Annotated in this window: 25 protein-coding genes and 2 pseudogenes; 10 read left to right on the top strand and 17 right to left on the bottom strand. The window is 42.0% G+C overall.

Annotation, left to right across the window (positions count from 1 at the left end; genetic code table 11):
* A partial coding sequence (locus M595_RS23375) for an ABC transporter ATP-binding protein (RefSeq protein ID WP_023068961.1) occupies positions 1 to 963 on the bottom strand: 963 nt, incomplete at its 3' end.
* A gap of 152 nt (positions 964 to 1,115) precedes the next feature.
* Here M595_RS23375 and M595_RS23370 point away from each other — a divergent pair.
* The gene (locus M595_RS23370) at positions 1,116 to 1,352 is read left to right on the top strand and encodes a hypothetical protein (protein ID WP_023068964.1); all 237 of its coding nucleotides are present in this window, start codon (positions 1,116 to 1,118) and stop codon (positions 1,350 to 1,352) included.
* Positions 1,353 to 1,820: 468 nt separating this feature from the next.
* Positions 1,821 to 2,489 (top strand): DUF3318 domain-containing protein, encoded by a 669-nt coding sequence (locus tag M595_RS23365; RefSeq protein WP_040484566.1) that lies wholly within the window; start codon positions 1,821 to 1,823, stop codon positions 2,487 to 2,489.
* Positions 2,490 to 2,617: 128 nt separating this feature from the next.
* Here the strand turns inward: M595_RS23365 and M595_RS23360 are convergent, their stop codons facing one another.
* Complete coding sequence (locus tag M595_RS23360) at positions 2,618 to 4,300, bottom strand: mechanosensitive ion channel (protein ID WP_040484565.1); 1,683 nt, start codon at positions 4,298 to 4,300, stop codon at positions 2,618 to 2,620.
* A 331-nt stretch (positions 4,301 to 4,631) separates the two neighbouring features.
* On the opposite strand from M595_RS23360, the gene M595_RS23350 reads away from it, so the two are divergent.
* The gene (locus M595_RS23350) at positions 4,632 to 5,105 is read left to right on the top strand and encodes an SRPBCC family protein (RefSeq protein ID WP_023068986.1); all 474 of its coding nucleotides are present in this window, start codon (positions 4,632 to 4,634) and stop codon (positions 5,103 to 5,105) included.
* Positions 5,106 to 5,137: 32 nt separating this feature from the next.
* On the opposite strand, the gene M595_RS23345 is transcribed toward M595_RS23350, so the two are convergent.
* From M595_RS23345 to mutL, 4 genes are all read right to left on the bottom strand, one after another.
* Positions 5,138 to 5,779, bottom strand: coding sequence for an alpha/beta hydrolase (locus tag M595_RS23345; protein ID WP_023068967.1), 642 nt, complete (start codon positions 5,777 to 5,779; stop codon positions 5,138 to 5,140).
* A 109-nt stretch (positions 5,780 to 5,888) separates the two neighbouring features.
* Positions 5,889 to 6,713: a SirB1 family protein gene (locus M595_RS23340; RefSeq protein WP_023068958.1), complete on the bottom strand. Its 825-nt coding sequence runs from the start codon at positions 6,711 to 6,713 to the stop codon at positions 5,889 to 5,891.
* 42 nt (positions 6,714 to 6,755) lie between these two features.
* Complete coding sequence (locus M595_RS23335; RefSeq protein WP_023068980.1) at positions 6,756 to 7,961, bottom strand: hypothetical protein; 1,206 nt, start codon at positions 7,959 to 7,961, stop codon at positions 6,756 to 6,758.
* Positions 7,962 to 8,006: 45 nt separating this feature from the next.
* A complete protein-coding gene (gene mutL, locus M595_RS23330) occupies positions 8,007 to 9,698 on the bottom strand; it encodes a DNA mismatch repair endonuclease MutL (RefSeq protein ID WP_023068968.1) in 1,692 nt (563 codons plus the stop codon).
* A 205-nt stretch (positions 9,699 to 9,903) separates the two neighbouring features.
* Here mutL and M595_RS23325 point away from each other — a divergent pair, with 205 nt between their 5' ends.
* Positions 9,904 to 10,317, top strand: coding sequence for a YbjN domain-containing protein (locus M595_RS23325; protein ID WP_023068982.1), 414 nt, complete (start codon positions 9,904 to 9,906; stop codon positions 10,315 to 10,317).
* Between the two features lie 5 nt (positions 10,318 to 10,322).
* Here M595_RS23325 and M595_RS23320 read toward each other — a convergent pair whose 3' ends face one another.
* Complete coding sequence (locus M595_RS23320; protein ID WP_023068970.1) at positions 10,323 to 10,829, bottom strand: acyl-CoA thioesterase; 507 nt, start codon at positions 10,827 to 10,829, stop codon at positions 10,323 to 10,325.
* 271 nt (positions 10,830 to 11,100) lie between these two features.
* On the opposite strand from M595_RS23320, the gene M595_RS23315 reads away from it, so the two are divergent.
* Complete coding sequence (locus M595_RS23315) at positions 11,101 to 11,958, top strand: universal stress protein (RefSeq protein WP_040484563.1); 858 nt, start codon at positions 11,101 to 11,103, stop codon at positions 11,956 to 11,958.
* A 96-nt stretch (positions 11,959 to 12,054) separates the two neighbouring features.
* On the opposite strand, the gene psbM is transcribed toward M595_RS23315, so the two are convergent.
* From psbM to gcvT, 7 genes and pseudogenes are all read right to left on the bottom strand, one after another.
* Positions 12,055 to 12,162 (bottom strand): photosystem II reaction center protein PsbM, encoded by a 108-nt coding sequence (gene psbM, locus M595_RS23310; protein WP_040484562.1) that lies wholly within the window; start codon positions 12,160 to 12,162, stop codon positions 12,055 to 12,057.
* Positions 12,163 to 12,254: 92 nt separating this feature from the next.
* Entirely contained in the window at positions 12,255 to 13,160 is a 906-nt protein-coding gene (rimK, locus tag M595_RS23305; RefSeq protein WP_023068969.1) for a 30S ribosomal protein S6--L-glutamate ligase, read from the bottom strand.
* Positions 13,161 to 13,569: 409 nt separating this feature from the next.
* Positions 13,570 to 14,313: an HpsJ-like protein, cyanoexosortase A-associated gene (gene hpsJ-A, locus M595_RS23300; protein WP_023068960.1), complete on the bottom strand. Its 744-nt coding sequence runs from the start codon at positions 14,311 to 14,313 to the stop codon at positions 13,570 to 13,572.
* 37 nt (positions 14,314 to 14,350) lie between these two features.
* Positions 14,351 to 14,614 (bottom strand): annotated as a pseudogene (locus tag M595_RS32505) (cyanoexosortase A system-associated protein); the annotation flags it as partial.
* Between the two features lie 18 nt (positions 14,615 to 14,632).
* The gene (locus M595_RS32500; protein WP_023068981.1) at positions 14,633 to 14,974 is read right to left on the bottom strand and encodes a hypothetical protein; all 342 of its coding nucleotides are present in this window, start codon (positions 14,972 to 14,974) and stop codon (positions 14,633 to 14,635) included.
* A gap of 9 nt (positions 14,975 to 14,983) precedes the next feature.
* Positions 14,984 to 15,721 (bottom strand): annotated as a pseudogene (crtA, locus tag M595_RS23290) (cyanoexosortase A); the annotation flags it as partial.
* 277 nt (positions 15,722 to 15,998) lie between these two features.
* Complete coding sequence (gene gcvT, locus M595_RS23285; RefSeq protein WP_023068983.1) at positions 15,999 to 17,165, bottom strand: glycine cleavage system aminomethyltransferase GcvT; 1,167 nt, start codon at positions 17,163 to 17,165, stop codon at positions 15,999 to 16,001.
* Between the two features lie 357 nt (positions 17,166 to 17,522).
* Here gcvT and rseP point away from each other — a divergent pair, with 357 nt between their 5' ends.
* The 3 genes from rseP to rpsN all read left to right on the top strand — a co-directional run bounded on the left by rseP (position 17,523) and on the right by rpsN (position 19,687).
* Positions 17,523 to 18,617 (top strand): RIP metalloprotease RseP, encoded by a 1,095-nt coding sequence (gene rseP / locus M595_RS23280; protein WP_023068974.1) that lies wholly within the window; start codon positions 17,523 to 17,525, stop codon positions 18,615 to 18,617.
* Between the two features lie 19 nt (positions 18,618 to 18,636).
* Positions 18,637 to 19,311: an endonuclease III gene (gene nth / locus M595_RS23275; RefSeq protein WP_023068971.1), complete on the top strand. Its 675-nt coding sequence runs from the start codon at positions 18,637 to 18,639 to the stop codon at positions 19,309 to 19,311.
* A 73-nt stretch (positions 19,312 to 19,384) separates the two neighbouring features.
* Entirely contained in the window at positions 19,385 to 19,687 is a 303-nt protein-coding gene (gene rpsN / locus M595_RS23270; protein ID WP_023068959.1) for a 30S ribosomal protein S14, read from the top strand.
* 79 nt (positions 19,688 to 19,766) lie between these two features.
* Here the strand turns inward: rpsN and M595_RS23265 are convergent, their stop codons facing one another.
* Together M595_RS23265 and M595_RS23260 are read right to left on the bottom strand one after the other, a co-directional pair.
* A complete protein-coding gene (locus M595_RS23265) occupies positions 19,767 to 20,096 on the bottom strand; it encodes a DUF8822 family protein (RefSeq protein WP_023068962.1) in 330 nt (109 codons plus the stop codon).
* Positions 20,097 to 20,182: 86 nt separating this feature from the next.
* Positions 20,183 to 20,602, bottom strand: a complete 420-nt coding sequence (locus M595_RS23260) for a hypothetical protein (protein WP_023068978.1) — start codon at positions 20,600 to 20,602, stop codon at positions 20,183 to 20,185.
* 58 nt (positions 20,603 to 20,660) lie between these two features.
* Between M595_RS23260 and aat the strand changes: the two genes are divergently transcribed.
* Together aat and M595_RS23250 are read left to right on the top strand one after the other, a co-directional pair.
* Positions 20,661 to 21,239: a leucyl/phenylalanyl-tRNA--protein transferase gene (gene aat, locus M595_RS23255; protein WP_023068963.1), complete on the top strand. Its 579-nt coding sequence runs from the start codon at positions 20,661 to 20,663 to the stop codon at positions 21,237 to 21,239.
* 242 nt (positions 21,240 to 21,481) lie between these two features.
* Positions 21,482 to 24,499 carry a PAS domain S-box protein gene (locus tag M595_RS23250; RefSeq protein WP_023068987.1) on the top strand — a complete coding sequence of 1,006 codons (3,018 nt, stop codon included), beginning with the start codon at positions 21,482 to 21,484 and terminating at the stop codon, positions 24,497 to 24,499.
* Positions 24,500 to 24,654: 155 nt separating this feature from the next.
* On the opposite strand, the gene M595_RS23245 is transcribed toward M595_RS23250, so the two are convergent.
* Positions 24,655 to 25,032 carry a four helix bundle protein gene (locus tag M595_RS23245; protein ID WP_023068965.1) on the bottom strand — a complete coding sequence of 126 codons (378 nt, stop codon included), beginning with the start codon at positions 25,030 to 25,032 and terminating at the stop codon, positions 24,655 to 24,657.
* Between the last annotated feature and the right edge of the window lie 67 nt (positions 25,033 to 25,099).

Genomic DNA, 25,099 nt, shown 5'->3' with positions numbered 1-25,099 from the left:
GTTCACCGCACCGCTAACCGGATAGGAATTTAAAGAAATTTTCTCGGGTCTTACACTAACAACAACTGCATCTCCCACTTGGATATCGGAGTTGGGCGGAGTCTGAGTGTGTTGTTTGGGGTAGGCTTCGATTTTTAAACCTGTTTCTGTAACGATCAGTTGACTGGTTTGATCGACTGCTTCTACTTGTCCTGTGAATAAGTTGGTATCACCAATAAAGTCAGCTACAAAGGGAGTTTGAGGATGTTCGTAGATTTCGTTGGGTGTTCCAATTTGTTCGATGCGGCCTTCGTGCATGACGGCAATTCGATCTGATAAACTCATGGCTTCTTCTTGGTCGTGAGTAACCATAACGAACGTTAAGCCAAGATTTTTGTGTAGGTTAGACAATTCTACCTGCATTTGCTTACGCAGCTTCAGATCCAAAGCCCCTAAAGGTTCATCGAGTAACAATACCGCAGGGCGGTTAACTAAAGCACGGGCTAAAGCGACTCGTTGCTGTTGTCCTCCTGACATTTGGGCGGGAAACCGACTCGTAAAGGCTTCCATTTTCACCAGTTTTAAGGCTTCTTTGACCTTTTCCTCGATTTCAGATTGATTTCGCCGTTTGACTCGTAAGCCAAAAGCAATGTTATCGCGAACGTTAAGATGGCTAAAGAGTGCGTAACTTTGAAAGACGGTATTTACTGGACGCAGGTAGGGAGGAACTCGGGTCATTGACTGTCCTCGAATTAAAACCTCACCTGCTGAAGGGGTTTCAAACCCAGCAATTAAACGCAGTGTTGTGGTTTTACCGCAGCCAGAAGGCCCTAATATACTAAAAAATTCCCCTCGACGCACCTCTAAATCGACACCGCGCACGGCTGTTTCTCCGTTAAAGACTTTGAAGACTTTGCGAAGTTCGACATCGAGTTGAGAGTCGGTCGCGATCGCACCTGGATTTTGCGTGGCTGTTTGAAGCATAGTAGCAAGGTTTGGCGGAGATGTCCCTAGTTTAGCTTATCCGATGGTTGTAGAGGTGACAAGAGATCTCTCAACAGTGACCCGTGATCAATGATCAATGATCAATGATCAATGATCAATTTTCCCGATCTGCTGTTACCTAAGATTGGGTGGTGTTAGTCCAAGCACAGGAAAATCAACAACAAAAACAATTAACCCGATGGATCACAACCTTTCCCCAAGTTGGAGAACTTTATTGTCGCGATCGCGAAGTTCATTATTTACAACTTTTAGAACGTTCAGAAATAATTGCAGAATTAAACAATATTGGGTTTCAGGTTCAAGCGCTGGAAAGTTATGGTAAATTAACCTTTTCCGTCGGAAACATCGGTATATTCGCACAGAAATAATAGCTCAAAACCCGGAGTTTATTTTTCCTTTGAATCCAGGATTTTAAATCAACCTATAGTGCTTTAAATTGTCGATAAATTTGAGCCTGCGAATAATTTTAGAATGGAGGATGGTAGGTTGATTATTGCATTAACAGAAGGCTGTATTCAAAACTGTTAAATTCGTTTTGAGGGTCGTAAGTTGGTGAAATCTCTATCATCATTTCTAGTCAACAATAGATTCTTAGCTTTGTCAAACAAAAAAATTTAGATTCTCAAAATCAATCCTGAAACTCTACAACTCAAATCGGATTAATCTTGAATGAGATTCAACACCGAAAAATAGCCTTCCATCCTAGATCCATTAACAGCAGCAAACCCCAAGGTCTTGAAGCTCGCATGATAGAATAGAAAAGAGATCCGTCATCGTTTGAGATAGGATAGTTAGATCCACTGTGTTTGTATAACAAATTTTATAGAGCCGAGACTATGACATCGTATGCAACCTCCACAGCCCGAGCCGAGATGAGTGAACTGCGGCGACTGAAAGGCTTGTTACCGCCCGAGTTACAGAGTTGGGTGACGGTTGAGAAAACCATAGAAGTCAATCCCCTATTAGTCCGTAGTGAAGAAATTGGCAAAGATCAAGTCGAAATCCAGATAGACTTAGTTCGCTGGGAACAACTGGCAATGGATCAGCGTAACCTGCTATTCTGGCATGAAGTCGCTCGCATTCAAAATGATACTATTCCCCGAGATGGTTGGGAAATGGCTGCTTTAGCGATTGGTTTAGGGGGAGCGGTCGGCGAACTTTGGGTTCAAGATGGACTATTGTTATTGTTAGCCTTAGCCTTGTGTGGGGTTTCAGGTTATCGCCTCTACCAAAAAAATAACGGCGAGAAAACCCTAGAAGAATCAATCGATGCAGACGACAAAGCGATCGCGATCGCGACTCGATTTGGTTATAGTCTACCAAACGCCTACAAGAGCTTGGGAAGTGCTTTAAAAATGTTAATTGAGCAAACTCCTAAAAAGCGACAACGCGCTCGTTATGAAGCCCGTTTACAAGCTCTCAAACGCAGTGCATCCAAAGCCAAAGCTCGGGTTAAAGGTTCTCGTGAACCCTCATCCGGTTCAGAAAGCATCTACAACAACTAAACCGAAAAATCAACTGAATATCAAGAGTCGCTGGTTACTCAGCCCCGTAAGGTCAAAATGTAAACCAGCGACTTATCAAAGTTGAAAAGAGTACAGAGTCCGGAAAAACCAACTCGTAGCGTTAAGTTCTATTTTTGCTGAACTTTGGAGAGTGCTTCCCGGATTTTTTCTGCCGCTACATCTCGTCCACCTAAGCCGAAAGAAATCGCTACAGCAACAGCAATTGCTCCGAGTAAGAGTCCGAAAGCTAAATTAACAATATCAGTACCAATGCCCATCTGTTGGAGAGCCATTGCACCGACAAAGATAATAATCGCAATTCGGGAGACTTGAGCCAACAGTTTAGAGTTACCCGTACCTGAACTCAATACAAAGCGATAAGCTAAGTTGGCAAAATACAAGCCAACGGCAAAGATAACCGCTCCAATCAGAACTCGACCTGAGATGATAATAATCTGCTCAATGATCAATGTCAGTGCAGTTAATTGTAGGATATCTGTTGCCGTGACCACAGCAAACAGCATCACACCGACAAAGGCAATAATACCGACAATTTCTGAAGGGGTGCGAGTGGTGGAAGTGGAAGTAGAAGTAGAAGTAGAAGTAGAAGTAGAAGTAGAAGTAGAAGTTCTATCCACAACTTGGACTTGATCTGACGCACCCGGAGTAGCAGGTGGGGTTGATTGTAAGCCTAACCAATAAAATAATCGGTTGAATCCCAGGCTTGTTAAAACGCTTGTGACCAAATCACTAACAAAGCGTCCAATAACATAAGCGACAATTAAGATCACCGCTGCTGCAAACAACTGAGGAATAATATTGAGAATGCGACTGAGCATTTCAATCGCCGGAACAGAAATCGCCTCAATTTGCAGAGCATTAAGAGCTGCAATTGCAATGGGGATTAAAATCAGAACGTAAACAACCGTTCCAATAATTGAAGATAAACTTTGACCGCCTGTGGTTTCACCCAAGCCAAAACGATTACCCACACGGTCAGTACCGACTGCGATTAACAAATTAGTGACGATGCGACGCACAATTTGAGCAATCACCCATCCGGCTGCCGCAATAATAATCGCAGCTAAAATATTCGGTAGGATAAACAACACCTGATTCAGCATTTGCTGCACAGGGTCTAATAATCCTTGTAAGCTGAGAGTATCGAGAATAGGCAGTAAGAACAGCAGGAAAATAAACCAATAAATGGCATTTCCAAAGGTTTCACTCAGAGAAAACTGAGGTTGAGTCGTACCATCATTAACTTGCTGATTGAGGCGTTCATCAATTCTAAACGCATTCAAGACTCTGACTGTCACGGCTTTACAGAGAGTCGCCACTATCCAAGCAATTCCCAATAAAATCAGGGCTGCTATAATTCGGGGGAAGAAAGAGGTAACCTCATTGAGTAAAGAGGTCAGCGGGCTAGATACTGCTGAGAGTTGTAGTCTTTCGAGAAAACCAATAATCGCAAACAGGAAAATAGTCCAAAATACGATGGTTCCCACCCAATTCTCTACGGGAATATTCTCACCCCCATCCGAACGTCCTGTGACCCAAGAGGCAACCTTGTTATCCACTTCGGTTTTCTTGAGTAGACTTTTGACTAAAGACTGGGCAAATAAAGCAATTAAATAGCCTACTAGCAAAATAAGTAGGGCAATTGCCAGATCAACAAAGCTAACGGAACCTAATGATAAGGTCCTTAAGTCAAAAGGATTAGATGTTGTTTCCTGAGCCAGTGTCAGATGAGAAAGACTGGGTATTGTTATCCCCAATATTGATGTGATTTCGTGCCAAGTTCCATTCATAGTTCTCTGTGAGATAATCTTGAAGTCTAGAATTGTGAGAGAAAGTTGTTTTCTTCACATCTGGCAAAAGATAGAAATGCTGGAGATTTCGAGCAATTGTATCTGAGATGTGGAAGATCAAGATGGGTCTTTTAAACCTGATCGCTAAAATTGCCACCCTAATCTCAACCCATAAAATACATCAGAATAAGGGAAAACCCCTAGATTTTCTGAAAAAGCAGGATCTCAGAGAGAAATTGCTCGTTTTTTGGTGTTCTTCCAGACTCCTAATCTATTTAACGGTTTATAATCCGTTATGTGAGTCATAATCTGCCTATAGCTTGCAGGGTAAATGCCATCTAGTCAAGTATTTGAACAATCGATTAACATTTCGGCCAGTGCCACGACGGTTGAACGTTGCATCATCGATCGCGATTTGATGCACCGCTGGCTTAATCCGTCTCTCCGCTGTGATCCTGTGGGGGGATGGAACACCGATGTCGGAGGAAAATTTCGCTTTGTCCTGAATATTCCTGTTGTGGAACCCACCTTAAAGGCTGTGGTGATCGAGCGGGAACCGGGGATTATTGTTTGGGGATTTCAAGGCTTTTTTCAGGGAAGCGATCGCTGGGAATGTCAACCCACTGCTGAGGGAACTTTGCTTTTGAATCGGTTTGAGTTCCAGATTCCAAACCCTTTAATCGAGTTTGGGTTTAATCAGTTTGCAGCGACTTGGACAAAAGCAGATATGCAAGCCCAACTCCGCCGTCTTAAACGAGTGGCGGAAGAACAATATCAGGGCTTGCGATCAGTGAAAAGTCCTTAAATAATCAAGACAAACACTAAGCTGTTTCTATACTAATTGCACAGGAGTTCTTGAACTTCTGGCTGTGCTCTGAGAAACTCGATCGCTTGGTCTCCGAGTGCTGCGACATCATTATAAAGTCCAACGAGATCTTCAACATCGACTGAGATTACTTCTAGTCCTTGATAGCTCAGTATGACTTCCACTAGGGTAATATTGCCATCTCTAGCGGCCGATTGTAAACCTTGAATCAAACCATCGACAATGTTACTAATCTCGCTATCTGGAGCAATAAACAGATTTAATGCTCCCACTGCCAATCGACCATAACTAGAATTTAATAAGCTGTCTACAATATCAGGAGGAACGTTAACTCCATAATTCAAGGCTGTCCGAAAGCTCGCGATTTGTTCGGGAGTCAGTTCAGCGAGGGTAAATAGCGATCGCAATTGGTTAGATTGTTCCCCTGTGTCTGCGAAGGTTTGTAGTTCTTCAAAGGCGAGGGGAATATTTGCCGCACCATATCTGAGTTGAAGTTCATCGATAGCGGGTGCAGGTTGGGTAAAGATTGCTAAACTCGCTGTTAAGCCCAATACCAATGCTAATCCCAAAGCGATCAACTTAGAAACTCCTCGACTGCTCCACTTTAATAAATGCTGAAGGCGCGAAGACTGCCACCCAAAATTAAGATTCATTAATTCATTCCTCACAACTGCTTTAAGTCTGTAATGACTGTTCCCGTCATACTCTTTATGTGTCTGGTCAAACTTGATTAATGTTCCCTACTGGTTGGTTTTGAAAGGGTCATCTGTTAGAATTCATCCGAGCCAGTAGTTGGCGGATAATCACTGCATCCTGAGCCTGGGGTTGATTTTTGAGATAATTTTCTAAGTCTTGACGGGCTTCTGTCCATCGTTCAAGCTGATAGTAGAGAATTCCGCGATCGCGTCGTTCGTTTGGAGCTTCTGGAAAGAGTAACAAAATTCGTTCAATCGCAGATACGGCTTTCAAAATCTCGCCCGCATTCATATAAATAACTTTGAGATTTGTTAACATCCTAGCTAAGATTTGTCGAGATGTTACCGGACTAAGAAATTGAGGACGTAGTTTCACCCTTTGACCATAAACTTCTGCTAATTTTGCTTCACAATCTTCTGGAAATAAAACTTCTCCTCGATTAAAAACATCGACGTAAATTCCCACGCCTTCAAACTCTGGACGAATCAGAAAATGTCCGGGCATTCCAATTCCCACCATCGGAAAGTTAATGCGTTTAGCAATTTCTAAATAAACGACAGATAAGGTAATTGGAATTCCCGTGCGTCGATCAATCACTTGATTTAAGTAACTATTATTGGGATCATAATAATTACTGTCATTTCCCCTAAATTCTAAATCTTCAAATAAATATTGATTGAGGGTTTGAATCACTCGTAAAGGATATCGCTCTTCATCAAGTCTTTCTAACACCTCTGCTGCCATTTCATCGAGAGCATTTAGATAGTCTTCTGCCTCAAGTTCAGGAAACTGTTCTTGAGCGATATAAAGAGCCGCTTTTGCCAAATCAATCTGTTGATTTGAATGATTTATTTCTTGATAAAATCGTTGTCTAGCTTGTGAAAAATTCATAGTTTTTACGAGTCACTTATTGTTTAATTTGTATTTCATAATTTAGAGGAAATCAACTTTTTTCAAATAATCTAACTCTAAACTTGTTTTTTCGGAAAAATCAAGAGAATCAATGATTTTTGCTTCGAGTTGATCAATTACAGTCATTATTCCCGTTTCAGGATTATCTAAGATCGAAGCTTTCACCTGTTCTAAATATTCAGCAAGAGTCTCTCGTAAAATTGGCTTCTCAATATTCGCCGTATGGTAAGTATCCCAAATATCCCACAGTAAAATCCCGACTCCGACTGTACAATCTAATAATCCTGCTGCCATTTTTCCGGTTAAACTTGCACCCGTTTTTAAGGCAATTTTTGCACCTGCTTTTCCAGCGAGATTAGCTGCTACTTTACTTCCGACTTTTAACACTAAAGGTGCAACTATTGGTTTCATGGCTAAATAAGCACTTCCTCCGACTAACACTTTGAGAGATAACGTCGAAACTTCACCCTCCGTTTCATAAATACTAATTGCAATATCATTTAAATAACGATTCCAGTCCGTTTGATGAATTTGATAGGATAGAGGGATCTGATTGAGATTTCCTGATAAGTCTTCTAAATACTGTTTAACCGTTTGTTGAGTCAATTGTTCTAGTTGAAGTTGAGCAATTTGAGGACGAAGAACTCGCGCTGAAAATTCTTCTTGAAAATCTCGGGTAATCACCTCAGCCACTTTCTCCGACGAACTCGGTAACTCTGGATTCACTAGATTAGCAGTACCCGAACTCAATTGCACAAAAATGCTTTTGAATTCGATCTGTTTTTGATTAAAATAACCAAAATACCAGTCAAGGAAATTATCATCTATTCTGCCCATTAAGTCATCTATCCAAAGATCGAGTTGTTGAGAGGCATAATTTTCCGCTTGATTGTGAGCTGTTTTTAACGCTTGCACGACTGCTGTATCGACATCTTGCCAATTCACACGACTCGGCTGAACAACCACAGTTTGAGGCGGCTGAGATTGGCTGTTAACTGAATTAGAAGAAAAGGCTTGATTAATAAAAAATTGTCCTCCTAAAGGAATAATCACTAAAAGAATTACAATTGCCCAAATGAACGGAGAAATTGAGCGAATCACCTGCACCCAAGCCAAAATTCGATTTGTTTTTTCAGCGTAACTTCCCGAATCCTCTGTAGACGGAGAAGACAGTTGAGAGTCTTGAGAATGACTAGAAACGGGGGGAGAGGGTGACTCTGAATTCACAGGAATAACCTCAATGAATTGATAGTTAAATTTTACCAAACCTTGTTAAATCCCGTGACTTTTTCCAATCACCCAATGACGGCGAAAAAATCGCGATAAAGAAGATTCATCTAAACGCAAAAAAATCGGTCGTCCATGGGGACAAGTCCGAGGATTACGAGTTCTCACCCATTGTTCAAGTAAAGTTTGCATTTCTGTTAAACTTAAAGGTGTACCATTGCGAATCGCACTCCGACAAGCCGTTGCCACTTGAGCTGCTTGTAAATCTTTACCTAAACTCAGTTCAATTAAGGCTTCGCAACAATCCTCTCGTTGGGCTAACATTTCCGGTACGGTTCGCACAGCCCACAACCCTTCGCCAAAGGGATCAACTTGTAAACCTAGACTTTGGAGTTGTTCAACCTGAGAAGGTGAAAGGTGTTGCAAGAGTATCGGCGGTTCAACACTAACTTGTTTCCAAGCCTCACAGAGTTGTTCATACAAGACTCGTTCGTGGGCGATATGTTGTTCGACGAGCCATAGACCATTCCGATGTTCTGCGACAATATAGGTATTATGAACTTGGGCGATCGCTTGCAGTTCGATTAAACTTAATTGTTGAGAACTGGCTTGATCTTTTTTCGCCTGAATAGAACGAGTGGTGTGATAACGGCCTTGTTTTTCGGAGACTTTCAGCAATTGATCCACACGTTGAAGTTTAGCCTCGGCGGTTGCGGGGTTTAACCGTAAAGTCTGATCGATACAAGCTTGTATTTGTTCTTGCCAATAGTTGAGATGATGGAGGTACACTTCTTCTTTGGCGGGATGACGGTTCCAGTCGATCTCAGAAGGATTAATTCGTAAATGGATAAAACACACCGGAAAGCGATCGCGAGGGACTGTACGGCTAAAAGCGGCTAAAATGGCTTGTTCGAGTTCACCTGTTCGCACCACTCGACCATTCAGGGCAATTTTAACCCAATCCGGGCGATGACGATGACAGCGATCAGGTAAACCCAAAACTCCTTCTATAGAGGAGGGAAAATCAGAGGGTGTATTAGCTGTGGGAGGGTTGAGTTCAACCTGAAGCCGTTGTAAGTCACCGATACGCACACCCCGAAGGATCTGCGGTAAAATGGAGTCAGCCGCGCCACCCGAACTAATTTGTAACCCACAAGTTGAACCTTGACGGACTTGCCAGTTAACGTGAGGATGACAAAGGGCGATTTGACTGACGATCCGATGAATACTTCGCAGTTGTTGGGATGCAGAAGGTAGGGCTTGACGACGCCCTTGCCAGCTTTTAAATAAGTCAGAGACGGTGACGACGGTGCCGGGGGCGATCGCTACGGCTTCGGGTTCTAGGGGTTCGCCTTGGCGGTTGTAGACGACTCGCCATCCGATTTCTCCGGTCGGACGACTCAAAATTTCGAGTTGGGCTAACTGGGCTAAACTGTGCAGAGCTTCTCCTCGAAATCCTAAACTGGTAATCTGGGAAAGATCAGCAATGCTCGTAATTTTACTGGTACTGTGGGCAGTTGCGGCTCGTTTGAGGTTTGCTAAATCCATACCAGTGCCGTTATCTGCAACTTGAATTTGCCATTGTTCGGGTGCAACTGAAATGCTGATCCGAGTGGCTCCGGCATCTAGGGAGTTTTCGACTAATTCTCGCACAACGGCTTCTAGAGAGTCAATCACTTCTCCGGCGGCGATTAAATAGATGATATCTTCGGGTAAGGGTTGAATTTGAGATGCCATACTGCACAGAGAACAAGTCAAGTTTTGAACTGAATTGAGTTCAGTTTTTGATCATAACTTTTGTCTATTCTTTTGGGGGTTATCTAGTGATTGAGGTGAGTTTACCGTACAATTCCCTATTTTCTAGATATTTTTTACTCAGAATATACGACGGCTAAAAATCAGATTATAATAGAATAGTGTTCGGTGAAATAAAGGGTTGTCAATGATGAGTGATTTGGATTTGAATGAGGCGACTTCTCATCCGTTAGCGAAGTATCGTAACCATTTAGAATTTTATGGTTATCGGATAGAAGAAATAGAAGATCGGCTTTACTGTCGTCATTCTCGGAAGTCAAATTTAATTTTAAATGCCATTTCTGATCGCGGAGTTTTGATTAGTATTGTTTATTCATTTGAGCCAGATTTTGAGCGGTTAGATATGTTAGAATATGTGAATGAGTTGAATTTGTATTTTACGTTTATGAAAGCTTATCTAGATGAAGACGGTGATTTAATTTTAGAGACTTTTTTTGAAGGAGAATATGATCGCACAAATTTTTCAATTTTGCTCGATAATATCGAATATGATACAGAGATTTTGTTGGAAAATGAGTTGACTCAAGAGTATTTAAAATAAAAACTTTAAGATTGAATTTTGGGTGAATTTCGGGTGTTCTCTGATGCTGGAATTTTAGCAAGCGCATTTTGTAATAGGGGAGGAAGACGACGCATAATTTTACCTGTTTCTCGACTCAGAGGAACTAAAGTTACTTGGGCGCTGACATAGAGTTGTTGATGATCTTCGGAAACGATTTGATAATCCCAAATCATCCGCAAGCCTTTGATCGGGAGAAGTTGTCCTTTGATCAAAATAGTCATCCCCATTTTCACAGATAGATGATAACGCACCTTCAACTCTACCACGGGCAGATCACACCCCATTGCCACTAAGTCACTATAATTAACCCCAAGCCAGCGTAAACTCTCAACCCGTAACTCCTCCATCCAAGTCATATAGGTACCATGCCAGACAATCCCGGCATAATCTGTATGATGGGGAAATACTCGTATCGGGAGGATAAACCAACCGTCGGAGAAGGAAATCAAAGAAGAATGGGGTTGAGGTTGAGGGAGTTGAGTCAAGGACACGTTACAAATTGTTCTAAAACGCTACATTTCTACAAATTATCAGCCAGTAATCAGGCCTATGCTGAAGTATAGACCAGTTATCCGTCAATAGTACAGCGTGACGCTAACAGTGATCTGTGTTGGGATCGGTTTAAATGAGTGTTTAACCGTTTGATCAGACCTCCAATACTAATTTTTGTGAAGTGAAGCGTCACTTGTACAACGAAAAGTGATAACAGTTACTCAAATCACATTCAACAAATCACTCTTGGCGACACAATAGGGCAATGCAATGAATATCAACAAAATTCTAGTCGCAGTAGCGGGACGAGGACTCTGTGAAGAGATGCTCAATATGTTGATGGATGTTCCGTCTATTCAGCAAGCATCTGTAACCGTTTTACACGCTGTCCCTTCCCAAGCCTCCGCACAAGGGATGTCAGAAAAGTTAGAACAGGGAGGTAAAATTTTAGCCCAAGCGGTACAGTCGATTAAGGTTGATCCGACGAAAGTGAATCCTCGTTTGAAGCAAGGAGATCCCAAAGATATTGTCTGTCAAGTCGCAGATGAAGAAAATTCTGACTTGATTATTATGGGATCACGAGGGTTACAAGGACTGCGAGCAATTTTGGAAAATTCCGTCAGTCAATATGTTTTTCAGTTGACCTCCCGACCGATGCTGTTGGTCAAAGATGATACTTATGTCAAGAAGCTCAAGCATATTATGATTGCATTGGACGCTTCGACCTCCTCGAAAGAATATCTAGATTTGGCGTTGTCGCTGGTGAAGGATATTCAGGGTGGACAGTTGATTTTAGCTCATGTCAACAAAGATATTTCGGGTAAATCGAGTGAAGATTTTTCAGATAACGCCCAAGCTGATCCGGTAATCGCCGCCGCCCTTGAATCTGTAAAAAGGATGGGTGTGAATTATCGTTGTGTCAGTGCGGTGGGTAAACCGGGGCCAGAAATTTGTCGGATCGCCGATGAAGTGGGGGCGGATTTGTTAATTTTAGGGTCTCCAGATCGCCGTCCAACGGTCGCCAAAAATTTAGTTGATTTGGATCGTTTAGTGGGAGGATCACTTTCTGATTACGTTCGGATTCATGCTGAATGTCCGGTGTTATTGGCAAGAACATCTGCTCCTTAGAAGATTTATTCAATAAAAATGTCATCCTAAAAAGGCGCAGTGAAGTTAATTGCTTCGCCGCGCTTTTCTCAACAATTCAATTCATTTGATGAATGATTATCCTTCAGTCTCACCACGAGTTTGAATGAACAGAATCAATAGAAAAACAGAAGGAACAAGCACAAACAATAAAGTTGCTACAAATCCCAGATCATTAACTTCCATGATACCCAGCCTCGATGTCAACAATCAAAATCAATAAGCCTTAGCATAACATTGATTGGCTTCTATTGGTTCATCACAAACTTTTAACGTCCTTAACCTTGAATGCGATCGCGGGAGTTTCCCTTCGTTGCAATCTTCTCCAAAAATTCAATAATCTTCCCAGGAACATCAGTCCCCGTTGCTTTTTCAATCCCTTCGAGTCCCGGTGAAGAATTCACTTCCATCACCACTGGGCCATGATTTGATCGTAACAAATCGACACCCGCCACTTTCAGTCCCATGGCTTTAGCCGCCCGTACTGCCGTTGAACGTTCTTCGGGAGTCAATTTAACCTTCTCTGCTGTTCCGCCCCGATGTAGATTTGAGCGAAACTCTCCTTCTAGTGCCTGTCGTTTCATGGAGGCGACGACTCGTTCATTAATCACAAAACAACGCAAATCTGCCCCTTTTGCTTCTTGAATAAATTCTTGAACCAAAATATTAGCATTTAACCCCCGAAATGCTTCGATCACAGACTTTGCAGCTTGGTAGGTTTCTGTTAATACAACTCCTATCCCTTGAGTTCCCTCTAACAGTTTAATCACTAAAGGCGCTCCACCAACGGTATTAATCAAACCGTCAATATCCTTCGTCGAATGAGCAAAACCAGACACAGGTAAACCAATGCCTTCTCGGGCGAGGAGTTGTAAACAGCGCAATTTGTCACGGGAGCGAGAAATTGCTTGAGATTCATTGGCGGTGAACACATCCATCATTTCAAACTGTCGCACCACTGCGGTACCGTAAAAGGTTTGTGAAGCCCCAATCCGAGGAATCACAGCATCAAATCCTTCTAGGGGTTTTCCGCCATAAATCACCATCGGTTTATGGGAGGTAATGTTCATGTAGCAACGCAAATAGTCAATCACATACATTTCATGGCCCCGTTGTTCTCCAGCTTCTCGGAGTCGTCTTGTGGAGTAAATGTTAGAGTCGTGGGATAAAATTGCAATTTTCATAGTCTTATGTTTCTGACTTTTTTGAGATTCAGCTTGTGTGGAACCATTTGGACAGTTTAGGTTAAAATGGGTCAAAACTGAGGAAAACTCTCTATCTAGACTTAGTAAGCGAGTGGGTTAAAAATGCGTGACATTCTTTTTTCTCAAAAGCGATCTCAATCAGAACCCCTTTTTTGATTCAGTCCTGTCGGAGTCAAGAATGCAGATTGTACTTGAGCATGATCACAACTAACAGCTTTAGGACGCATTGAGTTTGTACCCTGTCGAGTTCGCGTTGAAGCCATTTCTTCATTCCAACATTGTATCCTGTTCGGTGATCTCTCGGGCGTTCGCAAAAGCTGCCCATGCTTTATTCTGGGTTTGAACAATGCAGTCTGTGGCTTTTAGATGGGATTTTGGGTTAAGGGGTTTAGGTGCGTTGACGTGTCCAAGCGGTGGCTTTCCAAATGGAGATAAAGAGTATCCCTGAAATTAAAGCCCCTAAGTTCCATTTAATCGAGTTTTTGAATAAAACTATTTTACGGTTTTTAAGAGTCGTTTGTGCTTGAGTTTTAGTGGCTTGTTCTGAACGAGAAACAAATTCTGTGAGTTGATTTTTAATTTCTTCTAACTGTTGGTTTGATTGAATATCGGGAGAACGTCCTTGAGTATCGAGACGACTTAAGAGTTCTTCCATTTGTTCGGGTGTGGTGGCTTGTTGAAGTTGTTGTTGTACCTGCTGAATTTGAGTAATTCGTTGTTCGACTTGAGTCCCTATTTGAGTATTACTCTGTTGATTGATTCTGAAAGTATTGATCACGCCTAGAGGAATAAACAGTAGGAGAATAATGCCAAATAATAAAGTTGAAAGAGATAATATCTTTAACAGAGGAAGTTCCCATTTTGCTCGCAGATTCTGTCCGCCATAAAATACTAAAACAAATCCAATTAGAGGAACCGCAACTCGTTCAACAATAGCACCAATGGTTTGAAATTCCCATACAGGGTTCGTAAACTGAGGTGGAATAACTAAAACAATTAAATCAATTAGTGTTAAGAATAAAAGAGTATAGCCAACCCAGCGTAGAGGAGGAATAGTTTGGAGTAAAGTTGAGCTAAATTTCCACAGAGTATCAACTTTTTCTGCTAAAGGATTATTGGGGGATGGAGTCATGGGTTTAACGAATGAAAATAGGGTTGATGATGGAGCGTTAAATGTTAGGAAAGCGAGGATGCCACCATTGATACCAAGATAACCAAACTTCTTCTAAAATTGAATAGGCTTGTTGTTCAGAAAGGTTTTCTAGGGGAAGTGATAAATAAGTCCACAAACAGCGATGATCTCTTAAGGGTTCTTGACCCAAAAGTACAGGAAGTAAACGAGACGGCTGCCAATCATAAGTGTAACGGTTTTGAATGAACTGTTCATAGGTAATCACACCGGGGCCGCGGGGGTTAATACAAGACCTCAAATAGACTCGATCTTCTACTTTTTATAAACTATAAAAACCCGTTTTATCTTGCTGTTTTATTCTGGGTTTGTCTAAGCCAGATTTGGATAAGCGTGGATCATATTGACGAAATATTTTTTCATTGGGATGAGGATGATCCACATATTTCATCTCAATCTCTAGTTTTAGATTTGAAGCCGTATATTCATATAAATTTTTGGGTATTTTATATTCAAAAGTTTGACTTTTAACCGCTTTCCATTCTGGTATAGGAACCTCACGGGGAAAGACAAAAGGGGTTTCTATAAATTGTTTTGGGGCTGGATTAATCGCTGATTTTCCAAAAACAAGTAAGGAAGTCCGTAGGAATTGCCATAACTTCATAGGATTTTATTACTTTGATATTTCCTCGGTTTGAGGTTCCTCTTGACGCAGTAGAAACCAACATAATAAGCCAAAAAGTCCTACAGAAATCATCATAAAAATGAGTGAACCTTCGCCAACGTGCCAATATTGTAAGCCTTGATCATCTTGAACATTCGCAAAAAGTGCCATAATTGCCACTCGAAACCCATTGACAATAAAAGCAATCACGACAGAAGCACTTAAAACCAGTATCTTTTTCTCTAGTTTCTTGAGGGGAAACAGGATCAGAAACAACACCGCAAACCCGAGTAAATAAAACATTCCCGCAAAGCCTGAACATCCCATATTCACATTAACTCCGCCCCCAGGCATGATCACCTCAAAACCTCGACGAGAGACATTAAATCCAGAATACCAAAGAATAAATGTTGTGAAGCGGGCTGTTAATCCAGAAATGTCAATAACAGGCCAAATTAAAACTTTTGGGACACCGATAAAAAATAAAATTAGTAATTCTCGCCAATAATATTGAAACCCTCGAAAACCCGAGGCTAAGAGTGCTAAACCGATACCACTGATCAAAGGGGATACGCCTAAAAAGTTAGAAGTTGCCAGAGTCGAACTTTTGAGTAATACTGCTGCAATCATCAGCAAACCCAGTAGACTCGGAAAAATCCCGCTTTCTAGGTTTAAGCGATCGTGTTTTTGCCAGATGAGTGAAGCCGTCGCCAACCAGAATAATAAACTAATCGCTTGTAAATCTGAACTTCCTCGATGTAGAGTAACCTAGGTTACTTAGTATACAAATAGTTTCCGAGAATGCAAGAGTAGCAGGATTCTTTTCATCAATCTTTTACATTTTAAACCGACCCTCTTTATATAACCCCAGTGAATGTAAAGGTGATCATTAAGCTTTCCTTTTAAATGCTGAATACAACTTGCTCTTTGACCACAGAACAAGGGTTTCAGGCTTTTTTTTGAGAACGATGAAAATGACAGATCCGTTAGAGACAAGATAACACGCTTAGAGAAAATCACCGTTTTATTTTTGAGGACGAGAGGTAGAGCGATAAAAAGGCCGCTTAACGACTTCCGCAGAATAAGTTTTCCCGCGAATTTCCACATCAAGCGACTGACCCACGCGGGCAAAATCTGTGGGAACATAAGCAAGTGCGATCGCTTTTCCGAGAGTCGGAGATAAAGTCCCACTGGTAATTTCCCCAATAATTTCTCCATTGATCTTCACCGGATATCCATGACGGGCAATGTGACGACCTTGCATTTCCAACCCCACCAGTCGCCGGGATACTCCTTCTGTTTTCTGACTTTCGAGGATAGAACGACCAATAAAATCACCCTTGCTATCCCAGTGAATTAACCAACTTAATCCGGCTTCTAAGGGAGTTATAGAGGTATCAAGATCTTGACCATACAATGCCATCGCCGCTTCTAAACGTAGAGTATCTCTGGCCCCCAACCCACAAGGGGTAACTCCAGCTTCTAACAAAGTCTGCCACAATTGGACTGCGACCTCGGGAGCAACCATAATTTCAAAGCCATCCTCTCCGGTGTATCCAGTTCTGGCGATAAAGGCGGGATGTCCTAAGAGTGTAGCGTTGAGATGTCCGAAAAACGGAATAGAATCTAAGTTTTCAGTGACTAAAGGCTGTAACTTTTCTGTGGTTTGTGGCCCTTGAACTGCAATTAACGCTTGATATTTGGATAAATCTTCGAGGGTAATATCGGTTGGTTCTAACTGTGCTGAAATCCAAGCTTTATCGCGAGAACAAGTCGCCGCATTAACAATCATCACCCCTCGTTGAGTTCCCGTGTCTGCATCCTCGCCCTGATAATAAAAAATAATATCGTCTAGGATACCGCCCTGCTCGCTTAATAAAACGGTATATTGAGCTTGATTGGGTTTTAAACGACTCAAATCGGAAGGAACCAACGGTTGTAGCGTGTCGATTAAATTCTCTCCGATCAAAATAAACTTACCCATGTGGGAAATATCAAACATTCCCGCTTGTGAACGCACCGCTTCATGCTCTTTAGTAATTCCTGAGTATTGTACAGGCATCTCCCATCCCGCAAACGGAACCATGCGAGCATTAAGTGCTACAGCGACATCGTACAAAGGAGTACGATAAAGCGGTTGTGTCTGATTGTGTTCGGTTTCTGTCTGTTTAACTTCAGTTGACTTAGCCACAGGTCGTCTATCCCATTATTCTGCTCGGTTCTCTAGATTTTATAGCGCTACGCGCTAGGGAATAGGGAACAGGGAACAGGGAACAGTAGACGGTGAAGGGGTTTTAGGATTTAGAAATGTCAAACACGTATTCGCGTACTGCTATATCGGTAAACTGCCGCAGTTGTCAGAACTAAGGTGTCGGGAGTTGGGTGTCGGGGGAGTTCAGGAGGAAAGAAGCCACCAAAAAAACTCTTGCCCATTCCCCATTCACTCTTGCCTCTTGCAAGATTGCCTTCTGCCTGTTCCCTGTTCCCTGTCTAAAGTGTGTCACAATAAATAGAATTAATACACTTATTGTTTCAGCGAAGTATATTCATGTCCGTTTTGGCACCGATCGCAGTTCTTGCAGTTTTGATTTTCGTCCATGAACTCGGTCACTTTATGGCGGCACGAGTGCAAAATATTCATGTTAACCGTTTCTCGATTGGTTTCGGCCCGATCTTGATGAAATATCAAGGTTCAGAGACAGAATACGCCTTACGAGGCATTCCATTAGGGGGGTTTGTGGGATTTCCAGATGAAGATCCTGAAAGTACCATTTCCCGAGATGATCCTGATCTGTTGAGTAATCGCCCGATTTTAGATCGCGCTATTGTGATTAGTGCCGGAGTGATTGCTAATCTGATTTTTGCTTATTTTCTCCTGGTTGCTCAAGTTGGAATTATTGGTATTCCTGAATTTAACTACTCTCCGGGCGTGAGAGTACCAGAAGTAGCTGCTGATGTGAGTTCGGCGGCGCAACGAGCGGGAATTCAAGCAAACGATGTGATTATCTCCGTTGAGGGAGAACAGTTTGAATCCGGACAACAAGCAATTCAAGACTTGATTTTGGAGATCCAATCTCATCCAAACCAACCCTTAGATTTGGAAGTCCAACGGGGCGATCAAGTTATCCCGATTGAAGTCACCCCTGAAGCTAGCAATGATGGTACGGGGCGAATTGGTGTACAACTGACTCATAACCGTGATGTCGTGCGTCGTCGGGCGGATAATTTCTTTGAAGCTTTTAGCTCTGGCGCCAACGAGTTTCAACGAATTATTGGCTTAACGGTTTCGGGTTTTAGTCAACTGATTAGCAACTTTAGTCAAACGGCAGAACAACTTTCTGGCCCGGTGGGGATTGTGGCAATTGGTGCCGATATTGCTCGTTCGGATGCGGGAGATTTGTTCCAATTTGCGGCGTTGATTAGTATTAACCTGGCGTTTATCAATATTTTGCCGCTTCCGGCCCTCGATGGGGGTCAATTGGCGTTTCTGCTGATTGAAGCGATTCGCGGTAAACCTCTGCCTAGCCGTCTTCAAGAGGGCGTTATGCAAACGGGATTGATGCTCTTGTTGGGTTTGGGGATTTTCTTGATTGTGCGCGATACGGCTAATTTGGGTTGGGTACGATCGCTTCTCCAACAGTAACCGTTTTTAGGGAACTGACATGACCATTCGCAAGCGATTAAGCATCAAGCAACGGGCTTTGGAAGTTTTGATCCGTCTCAAATTGCTCTATCCTGATGCAAGCTGTACTCTAACTTATACAACTCCAGTACAGCTTTTAGTGGCGACGATTTTATCGGCTCAATGTACAGATGAGCGGGTGAATAAGGTCACACCGGAGCTTTTTAAGCGTTTTCCCGATGCTTTTTCCCTAGCGAAGGCCGATGACGAGGAACTACAAGATTTAGTGCGTTCAACGGGCTTTTATCGCAACAAAGCCAAAAATATTAAAGCCGCTTGTCGGATGATTGAGGAGAAATTTGGCGGGAAGGTTCCGAAGGTGATGGAACAGTTGCTTGAACTTCCCGGAGTGGCTCGGAAAACGGCTAATGTGGTCTTAGCCAATGCCTATGGGATTAACATGGGAGTGACGGTTGATACTCATGTTAAGCGCTTGAGCCAACGGTTAGGACTGACTAAACATACCGATCCGGTTCGGATTGAACGGGATTTGATGTTACTTCTCCCTCAGCCTGACTGGGAAAATTGGTCAATTCGGTTGATTTATCACGGTCGGGCAGTCTGTTCGGCTCGGAATCCGGCGTGTTATGATTGTAAGTTGTCTGATTTATGTCCGTCTGCTGAAATTGAGGCGAGTCGGGCTAGGGCGAAGTGACAGCAGTAAAGTCTGGATTGAGTCCGTCAAAAAATAACAATAGACGTTTGTTTACAGAGGAAAAAACACTCAAATGGCAAAGAAAAGTATGATCATGCGCGATATTAAGCGCAAAAAAATGGTGGAAAAGTACGCTGAAAGACGCGAAGAGCTTAAAGAACAGTTTGATCAAGCTCCCAATCAAGCTGAAAAAATGGAGATTCACCGCAAAATTCAGCAACTCCCCCGCAACAGCGCTCCGAGTCGAGTTCGTAACCGATGTTGGGCGACTGGACGTTCAAGAGGATATTATCGCGATTTTGGACTGTGCCGCAACCAACTTCGGGAAATGGCTCACAAAGGACTGTTACCCGGTGTTGTTAAGTCGAGTTGGTAATCTGAAGTTTGGGGGAGTCGGGGATGAGGAAGTCGTCGGCATCTCTCTCCCCCAGGTTTTTTGGCGTGATCTCCACCTATTAACCCCCACAACAGCGTTCATATCCTAAGCTATCTAAGAGTAAATCACTGACGGCGTTGGCGATCGCAAACTCTCCATAAAAACTTTGAGAAAAGTCAAACGATTGCATTTCCGTTACAATCGCAATCACTAAGCAACCGAGATCGTTTTCTCCTTCCATCCGTTGACGGACAAAGATTTGAGCGGCTCTTTGGGCAATGGTTTGATTAATTGGCTCGGGAATGAATTCTTGATCAAGCCAAGTGTGTAAGGCTTTTTGCAGCCATTCCCCTTCTTGTTGGGGATCAGTCGGCGGAGGCAGTATAATCGGTTTGATTGGGTCAGACATGGGTCTAAAATAGCCGTAGACTCAATAAGAGTGGTAATTTGATCAAATTATACCGTGCCTGATTTCTCTCTGCGGCAAGCAGCTCTCTACTGGCGTACAATGGCGATCGCTGGTGCGTTTCGCGAATCGTAGGTTTGTATAATTTTTTGTTTGACGAGATCGGCAAATCGTTGATTGATCGAAGACTCGATGCTGTTGGCTTCTTGTTTGAAACAGACTTGATAACTTTTGGACTTATCATAGGTGCGAGTCGAAGGGTTATAGGTTTTTATGGTTTTTGACTGCACAAAGACGGAAGGTTCGGGGCGTTTGTACCAAAAGAGACGGTAAGAGTGGGTTGATTCGTTGCTTTTAAACTTGAGAATATTCTCTGTTTTACCTAAAATATTGATACCATAGAAATCCACTCGTTTGTTAATTTGTAAATAACCCCAGTTCTTTTCGGTTTTATTAATTAACTTTTCGAGTGTGTTTTCCAGCAGGGGACAGCTATCAAATGCTAGCATTTATTTGCAGTTTGGATTAAAATAGACCACTTCATTAATATATCAAAATCATCGCATTATGCAATACGATGTTGCGGCAATTATTCAGGGTTATGCTCAAGGTTACTTTCTCATGGCTAATGATGATGATGAGGACTTGGGATGGTATACTTCTCGTCAACGAGCATTGATTCCCCTAGATGAACGATTTCGTTATCCGCGATCGCTTCAACGAGTGCTGAATCAAAATCGATTTAGTATTGCGGTTAATCGTGATTTTTCGGCGGTTGTTGATGGATGTGCTAACCGAGAAACGACTTGGATTTCTGAAGAATTACAAGAAATTTACCATGTTTTATATCATGCTGGCTATGCTTATAGTTTTGAAACTTGGCAAGGGGATAAACTCGCAGGGGGAGTTTTAGGGCTGGTTATTGGGGGTGCTTTTATTGGAGAATCGATGTTTTATCGCATTCCAGAAGGCTCAAAAGTGGCAATGGTGAAGCTGGTTCAACACTTAAGAGAACGTAATTTTTTGTTGTTTGATGCTCAGATGAATAATCCTCATTTAGAGCGGTTTGGTGCTTATGTGATTACTCAGAAAGAGTACAAAAAATTACTAACTAAAGCTTTGGGTCGTAACTGTTCTTTGAAATAATTTACAAAAAAAAATAATTAACTTTTATTCGTAATATAGATTAAAATTAAAGCATAAATATAAAAAATACAAGTTACAAAATGCTTACAGATTGGCTCTGAAAAGGGTTTAGTCTTTACAACTATTAAAAAACGATCACATCTACAAACAATCTCAAACAAAATTTACACGATTCGATCAAAATATTTAAGGCTTGTGAGTAACAATTTGATCACAACTAACCCAACTCATTTTAATTCGACATGAAAACCAATCAGAAAACAGACACAGAGCCTAACTCTGAGTATAACAGAAACCCCGAACAAACCCGAAAACAGAGGGAAACTTGTTTACAAACCTTTCCCGGTTTAGTCCCCGAGCAAATCAGCGAGCAGTTGTGGTATCGTAGACTAGAGGCTCGTGAAGTAGAGACATTAGCTTTGTTTCAAGCGATTTCTGAAATTATTCTCATTATTGAACCCGAAGCCACAAATATTACAGTTATCCCAACGGGTCTAGAGAAAAAATCCGAGTTACAAGCTCAAATCATCAACAAAACCCTTGAGCAATTTTACGATCCTCAACAGTCTGAACAGTGGCTTGAGTTAATTCGACAAGTTTTTACAACGCAAGAAACCATCACCTTTGAGTATAGCTTATTAGTCGAACAGCAAACCTTTTGGTTTTCCGCTAGTATTTCCCTCAGAACTCAATCTCAAACCGTTCTCTGGGTTGCTCATGATATTACCCAAGATCAAGAAAACCAACATTGGTTACAACTGCTAGAACGGGGAATTGCAGCTAGTAGTAATGGAATTGTGATTACCGATGCCAGTCAAGGAGATAATACGATTATCTATGTCAATCCTGGCTTTGAAAGTATTACAGGCTACAGTCGTGAAGAAGTCATCGGAAAAAACTGTCGCTTTCTCCAGGGTTCCGATCATCATCAACCCGCATTAACAGAACTCCGAAAAGCGATTAAAACCGGAGAAAGTTGTTCGGTGACGCTGCGAAATTATCGTAAAGATGGTCGTTTATTTTGGAACGAACTTACTGTTTCTCCCGTGCGAAATACTTGGGGAGAAGTGACCCATTATATTGGTATTCAATCCGATATTAGCGATCGCAAAAAAGCCGAAGAAGAACGAGATCATTTCTTTTCATCTTCACTCAATTTACTTTGTATTGCTAACTTAAATGGTTATTTTATTCGTGTAAATCCAGTATGGGAAGATATATTGGGGTATACAGAAGCAGAATTACTGACAATTCCTTATCTAGAATTAGTTCATCCAGATGATCGTGAACAAACCTTTAAAGAAGCCGAAAATCTGAGCAAAGGTCTAGATACACTTTCCTTTGAAAATCGCTATCGCTGCAAAGATGGAAGTTATCGTTGGTTAATATGGAATGCTACATTTTTACATGAGCATCAACTTATATATGGTATTGCCTACGATATCACAGAACGCAAACAAATTGAAGAATCTCTCAAACGACAAGCCTTAACCTTTGAAAATATTTCCGATGGGATTATTATTACAGACTTAGAGGGAATTATTATCGATTGGAATCCGGCGGCAGAGACTATATTTGGCTATAGAAAAACTGAAGTTTTAGAGAAAAATGTTGAATTGTTATATCAACTCGAAGAAGCCAAAAGTTTAACGACTAAAATAATTCGATCCCTGATTAAAAACAGTCGTTGGTCGGGTCAAATAAAAATCATCTGTAAAGATGGAACCCAACGCATTTGTCAAACCAATGTTGTTCCCCTAAAAGACGAAAAAGGTAAAATAATCGCCGCCATTAGTGTCAATCGAGATATTACTGAAACGGTTGATATTCAAGAAAAACTAAAAACTTCTCAACTCCTATTGTCTGGAGTTTTAAATAGTTCTCTCGATGGAATTATGGCGTTTAAATCAGTTCGAGACGAAACCGGGAAAATCATTGATTTTGAATGGCTATTGAGTAATCCTTCTGCGTGTGAAATTGTGGGACGTAGCGAAAGTGAATTGTTAGGAAAACGACTCTTAGAAAAGCTACCCGGAAACAAAGAAGCAGGACTCTTTGATCGCTACATTCAAGTTGTCGAAACGGGAGAACCTCAAGAACATGAATTTTACTATGAACACGACGGGATTAAATCTTGGTTTGTCAATATTGCGATTAAATTAGGAGATGGGTTTACAGTCACGTTTCGTAATATTAGCCGGACGAAAGAATCGGAACTCCAACTCCAACAACTCAATGATGAATTAGAATCTCGTCTCAATCAACTTCAACAGCGAAACCAAGAAATATTGCTACTGAGTCAGATGAATGATTTTCTACAAGCTTGTCTGACTTTAGAAGAAGCTTACAAAACCTTTAGAACCCTGATTAAACCCCTATTTCCGGGGTGTTCGGGTGGAATTTTTATCACCAAAGCGTCCCGTGATTTTGTCGAAGCGGTTGTCACTTGGGGAAACCTTCCCCTCGGAGAAACAGCTTTTCATCCGAAAGATTGTTGGTGTCTGCGACGGGGGCGAGAACATTGGGTTGATACTGATCATTTTGACTTACTTTGTAATCATAGCGATCAGACTTCACCACCCAAAATCTCTCTCTGTTTACCGATGATGGCACAAGGAGAAACACTGGGATTACTTTATCTTTATTCTGACTCCCCTGATCAACTTTGTGAAAGTAAACGACAACTCGCCCGTACTGTCGCCGAACAAATGGCGCTGGCAATTGCGAACCTACAACTGCGAGAAGAACTTCAAAACCGGAGTATTCGTGATCCCCTAACGGGATTATTTAATCGTCGCTACCTGGAAGAATCTTTAGAACGAGAAATGAGTCGCGCCCATCGCTATGAACATAATGTTGGAGTGATTATGATCGATATTGATCATTTTAAACGCTTTAACGATACCTTTGGACATGATGGGGGTGATGCAGTCCTCAAAGAAGTCGGAAAACTGTTAAAAAGTAGTCTGCGGGGTTCTGATATTGCCTGTCGTTATGGCGGCGAAGAAATGACATTAATTTTACCCGAAGCAACCCTTGAAAATACCTACAAACGGGCTGAACAAATTCGGAAATTGATCAAACAAATTAATATTGAACACAAACGTCAAAGCCTGGGAACGATTACAGCTTCTTTGGGAGTTGCTTGTTTTCCCGAACATGGAATGACAGGAGATGCTGTCGTTCAAAGAGCAGATACCGCCCTATATCAAGCCAAAAAACAGGGACGCGATCGAGTGGTTGGGGCGGAGGTTGAGTGATGGGGAGGTGGGGAAGTTGGGAGGTTGGGAGGTTGGGAGGTTGGGAGGTTGGGAGATAGGGAGGTGGGGAAGTTGGGAGGTGGGGAAGTTGGGAGGTGGGGAAGTTGGGAGGTGGGGAGGTTGGGAGGTGGGGAGGTTGGGAGATTGGGAGAATTTTAAGAGTTTCTAAGTAACCACTTGTCTGGGTCATTAGTTATATTGACAATAATACCTAAAATCTGGTTATATCGACTGTAAAGTTCTCTGGCCTGATGAAGCTCTAAATAATCGCATTTAACAGCAAATTTTAACCAAACTTGGGTTTCTGCTGCCTCTGCTTCTGCATCATTTAGTCGGGCTAGAAAAGAACCTTTATATCTCCTTCTTCGCCATGCTTCGGCTAGATTAGCACAAACTGAACGAGAAGAACGTCGAATTTGGTCAGTTAAAGAATACTTCTCTTCTTGAGGAAATTTTTTAGAGAGTTCAAAGATATTCATGGCAGCATCAAAAGCCATTTGATAGACTTGTAAATCCTCATGGTTATTAATCAATTTTTATCCAACCTCCCCATCACCCCACCTCCCCATCACCCCACCTCCCCATCACCCCATCACCCCA

This window comes from Lyngbya aestuarii BL J, from assembly GCF_000478195.2.
Lineage (GTDB): Bacteria > Cyanobacteriota > Cyanobacteriia > Cyanobacteriales > Microcoleaceae > Capilliphycus > Capilliphycus aestuarii.
This window is presented reverse-complemented; position numbering and strand designations above follow the sequence as displayed.

What these genes read in the sequence shown, in the direction of transcription:
- M595_RS23365 (WP_040484566.1), top strand. Translation starts at nt 1,821, where the DNA reads ATGACATCGTATGCAACCTCCACAGCCCGAGCCGAGATGAGTGAACTG.
- M595_RS23360 (WP_040484565.1), bottom strand. Translation starts at nt 4,300, where the DNA reads ATGAATGGAACTTGGCACGAAATCACATCAATATTGGGGATAACAATA.
- M595_RS23350 (WP_023068986.1), top strand. Translation starts at nt 4,632, where the DNA reads ATGCCATCTAGTCAAGTATTTGAACAATCGATTAACATTTCGGCCAGT.
- M595_RS23345 (WP_023068967.1), bottom strand. Translation starts at nt 5,779, where the DNA reads ATGAATCTTAATTTTGGGTGGCAGTCTTCGCGCCTTCAGCATTTATTA.
- M595_RS23340 (WP_023068958.1), bottom strand. Translation starts at nt 6,713, where the DNA reads ATGAATTTTTCACAAGCTAGACAACGATTTTATCAAGAAATAAATCAT.
- mutL (WP_023068968.1), bottom strand. Translation starts at nt 9,698, where the DNA reads ATGGCATCTCAAATTCAACCCTTACCCGAAGATATCATCTATTTAATC.
- M595_RS23325 (WP_023068982.1), top strand. Translation starts at nt 9,904, where the DNA reads ATGATGAGTGATTTGGATTTGAATGAGGCGACTTCTCATCCGTTAGCG.
- M595_RS23315 (WP_040484563.1), top strand. Translation starts at nt 11,101, where the DNA reads ATGAATATCAACAAAATTCTAGTCGCAGTAGCGGGACGAGGACTCTGT.
- psbM (WP_040484562.1), bottom strand. Translation starts at nt 12,162, where the DNA reads ATGGAAGTTAATGATCTGGGATTTGTAGCAACTTTATTGTTTGTGCTT.
- rimK (WP_023068969.1), bottom strand. Translation starts at nt 13,160, where the DNA reads ATGAAAATTGCAATTTTATCCCACGACTCTAACATTTACTCCACAAGA.
- hpsJ-A (WP_023068960.1), bottom strand. Translation starts at nt 14,313, where the DNA reads ATGACTCCATCCCCCAATAATCCTTTAGCAGAAAAAGTTGATACTCTG.
- M595_RS32500 (WP_023068981.1), bottom strand. Translation starts at nt 14,974, where the DNA reads ATGAAGTTATGGCAATTCCTACGGACTTCCTTACTTGTTTTTGGAAAA.
- rseP (WP_023068974.1), top strand. Translation starts at nt 17,523, where the DNA reads ATGTCCGTTTTGGCACCGATCGCAGTTCTTGCAGTTTTGATTTTCGTC.
- nth (WP_023068971.1), top strand. Translation starts at nt 18,637, where the DNA reads ATGACCATTCGCAAGCGATTAAGCATCAAGCAACGGGCTTTGGAAGTT.
- rpsN (WP_023068959.1), top strand. Translation starts at nt 19,385, where the DNA reads ATGGCAAAGAAAAGTATGATCATGCGCGATATTAAGCGCAAAAAAATG.
- M595_RS23265 (WP_023068962.1), bottom strand. Translation starts at nt 20,096, where the DNA reads ATGTCTGACCCAATCAAACCGATTATACTGCCTCCGCCGACTGATCCC.
- M595_RS23260 (WP_023068978.1), bottom strand. Translation starts at nt 20,602, where the DNA reads ATGCTAGCATTTGATAGCTGTCCCCTGCTGGAAAACACACTCGAAAAG.
- aat (WP_023068963.1), top strand. Translation starts at nt 20,661, where the DNA reads ATGCAATACGATGTTGCGGCAATTATTCAGGGTTATGCTCAAGGTTAC.
- M595_RS23250 (WP_023068987.1), top strand. Translation starts at nt 21,482, where the DNA reads ATGAAAACCAATCAGAAAACAGACACAGAGCCTAACTCTGAGTATAAC.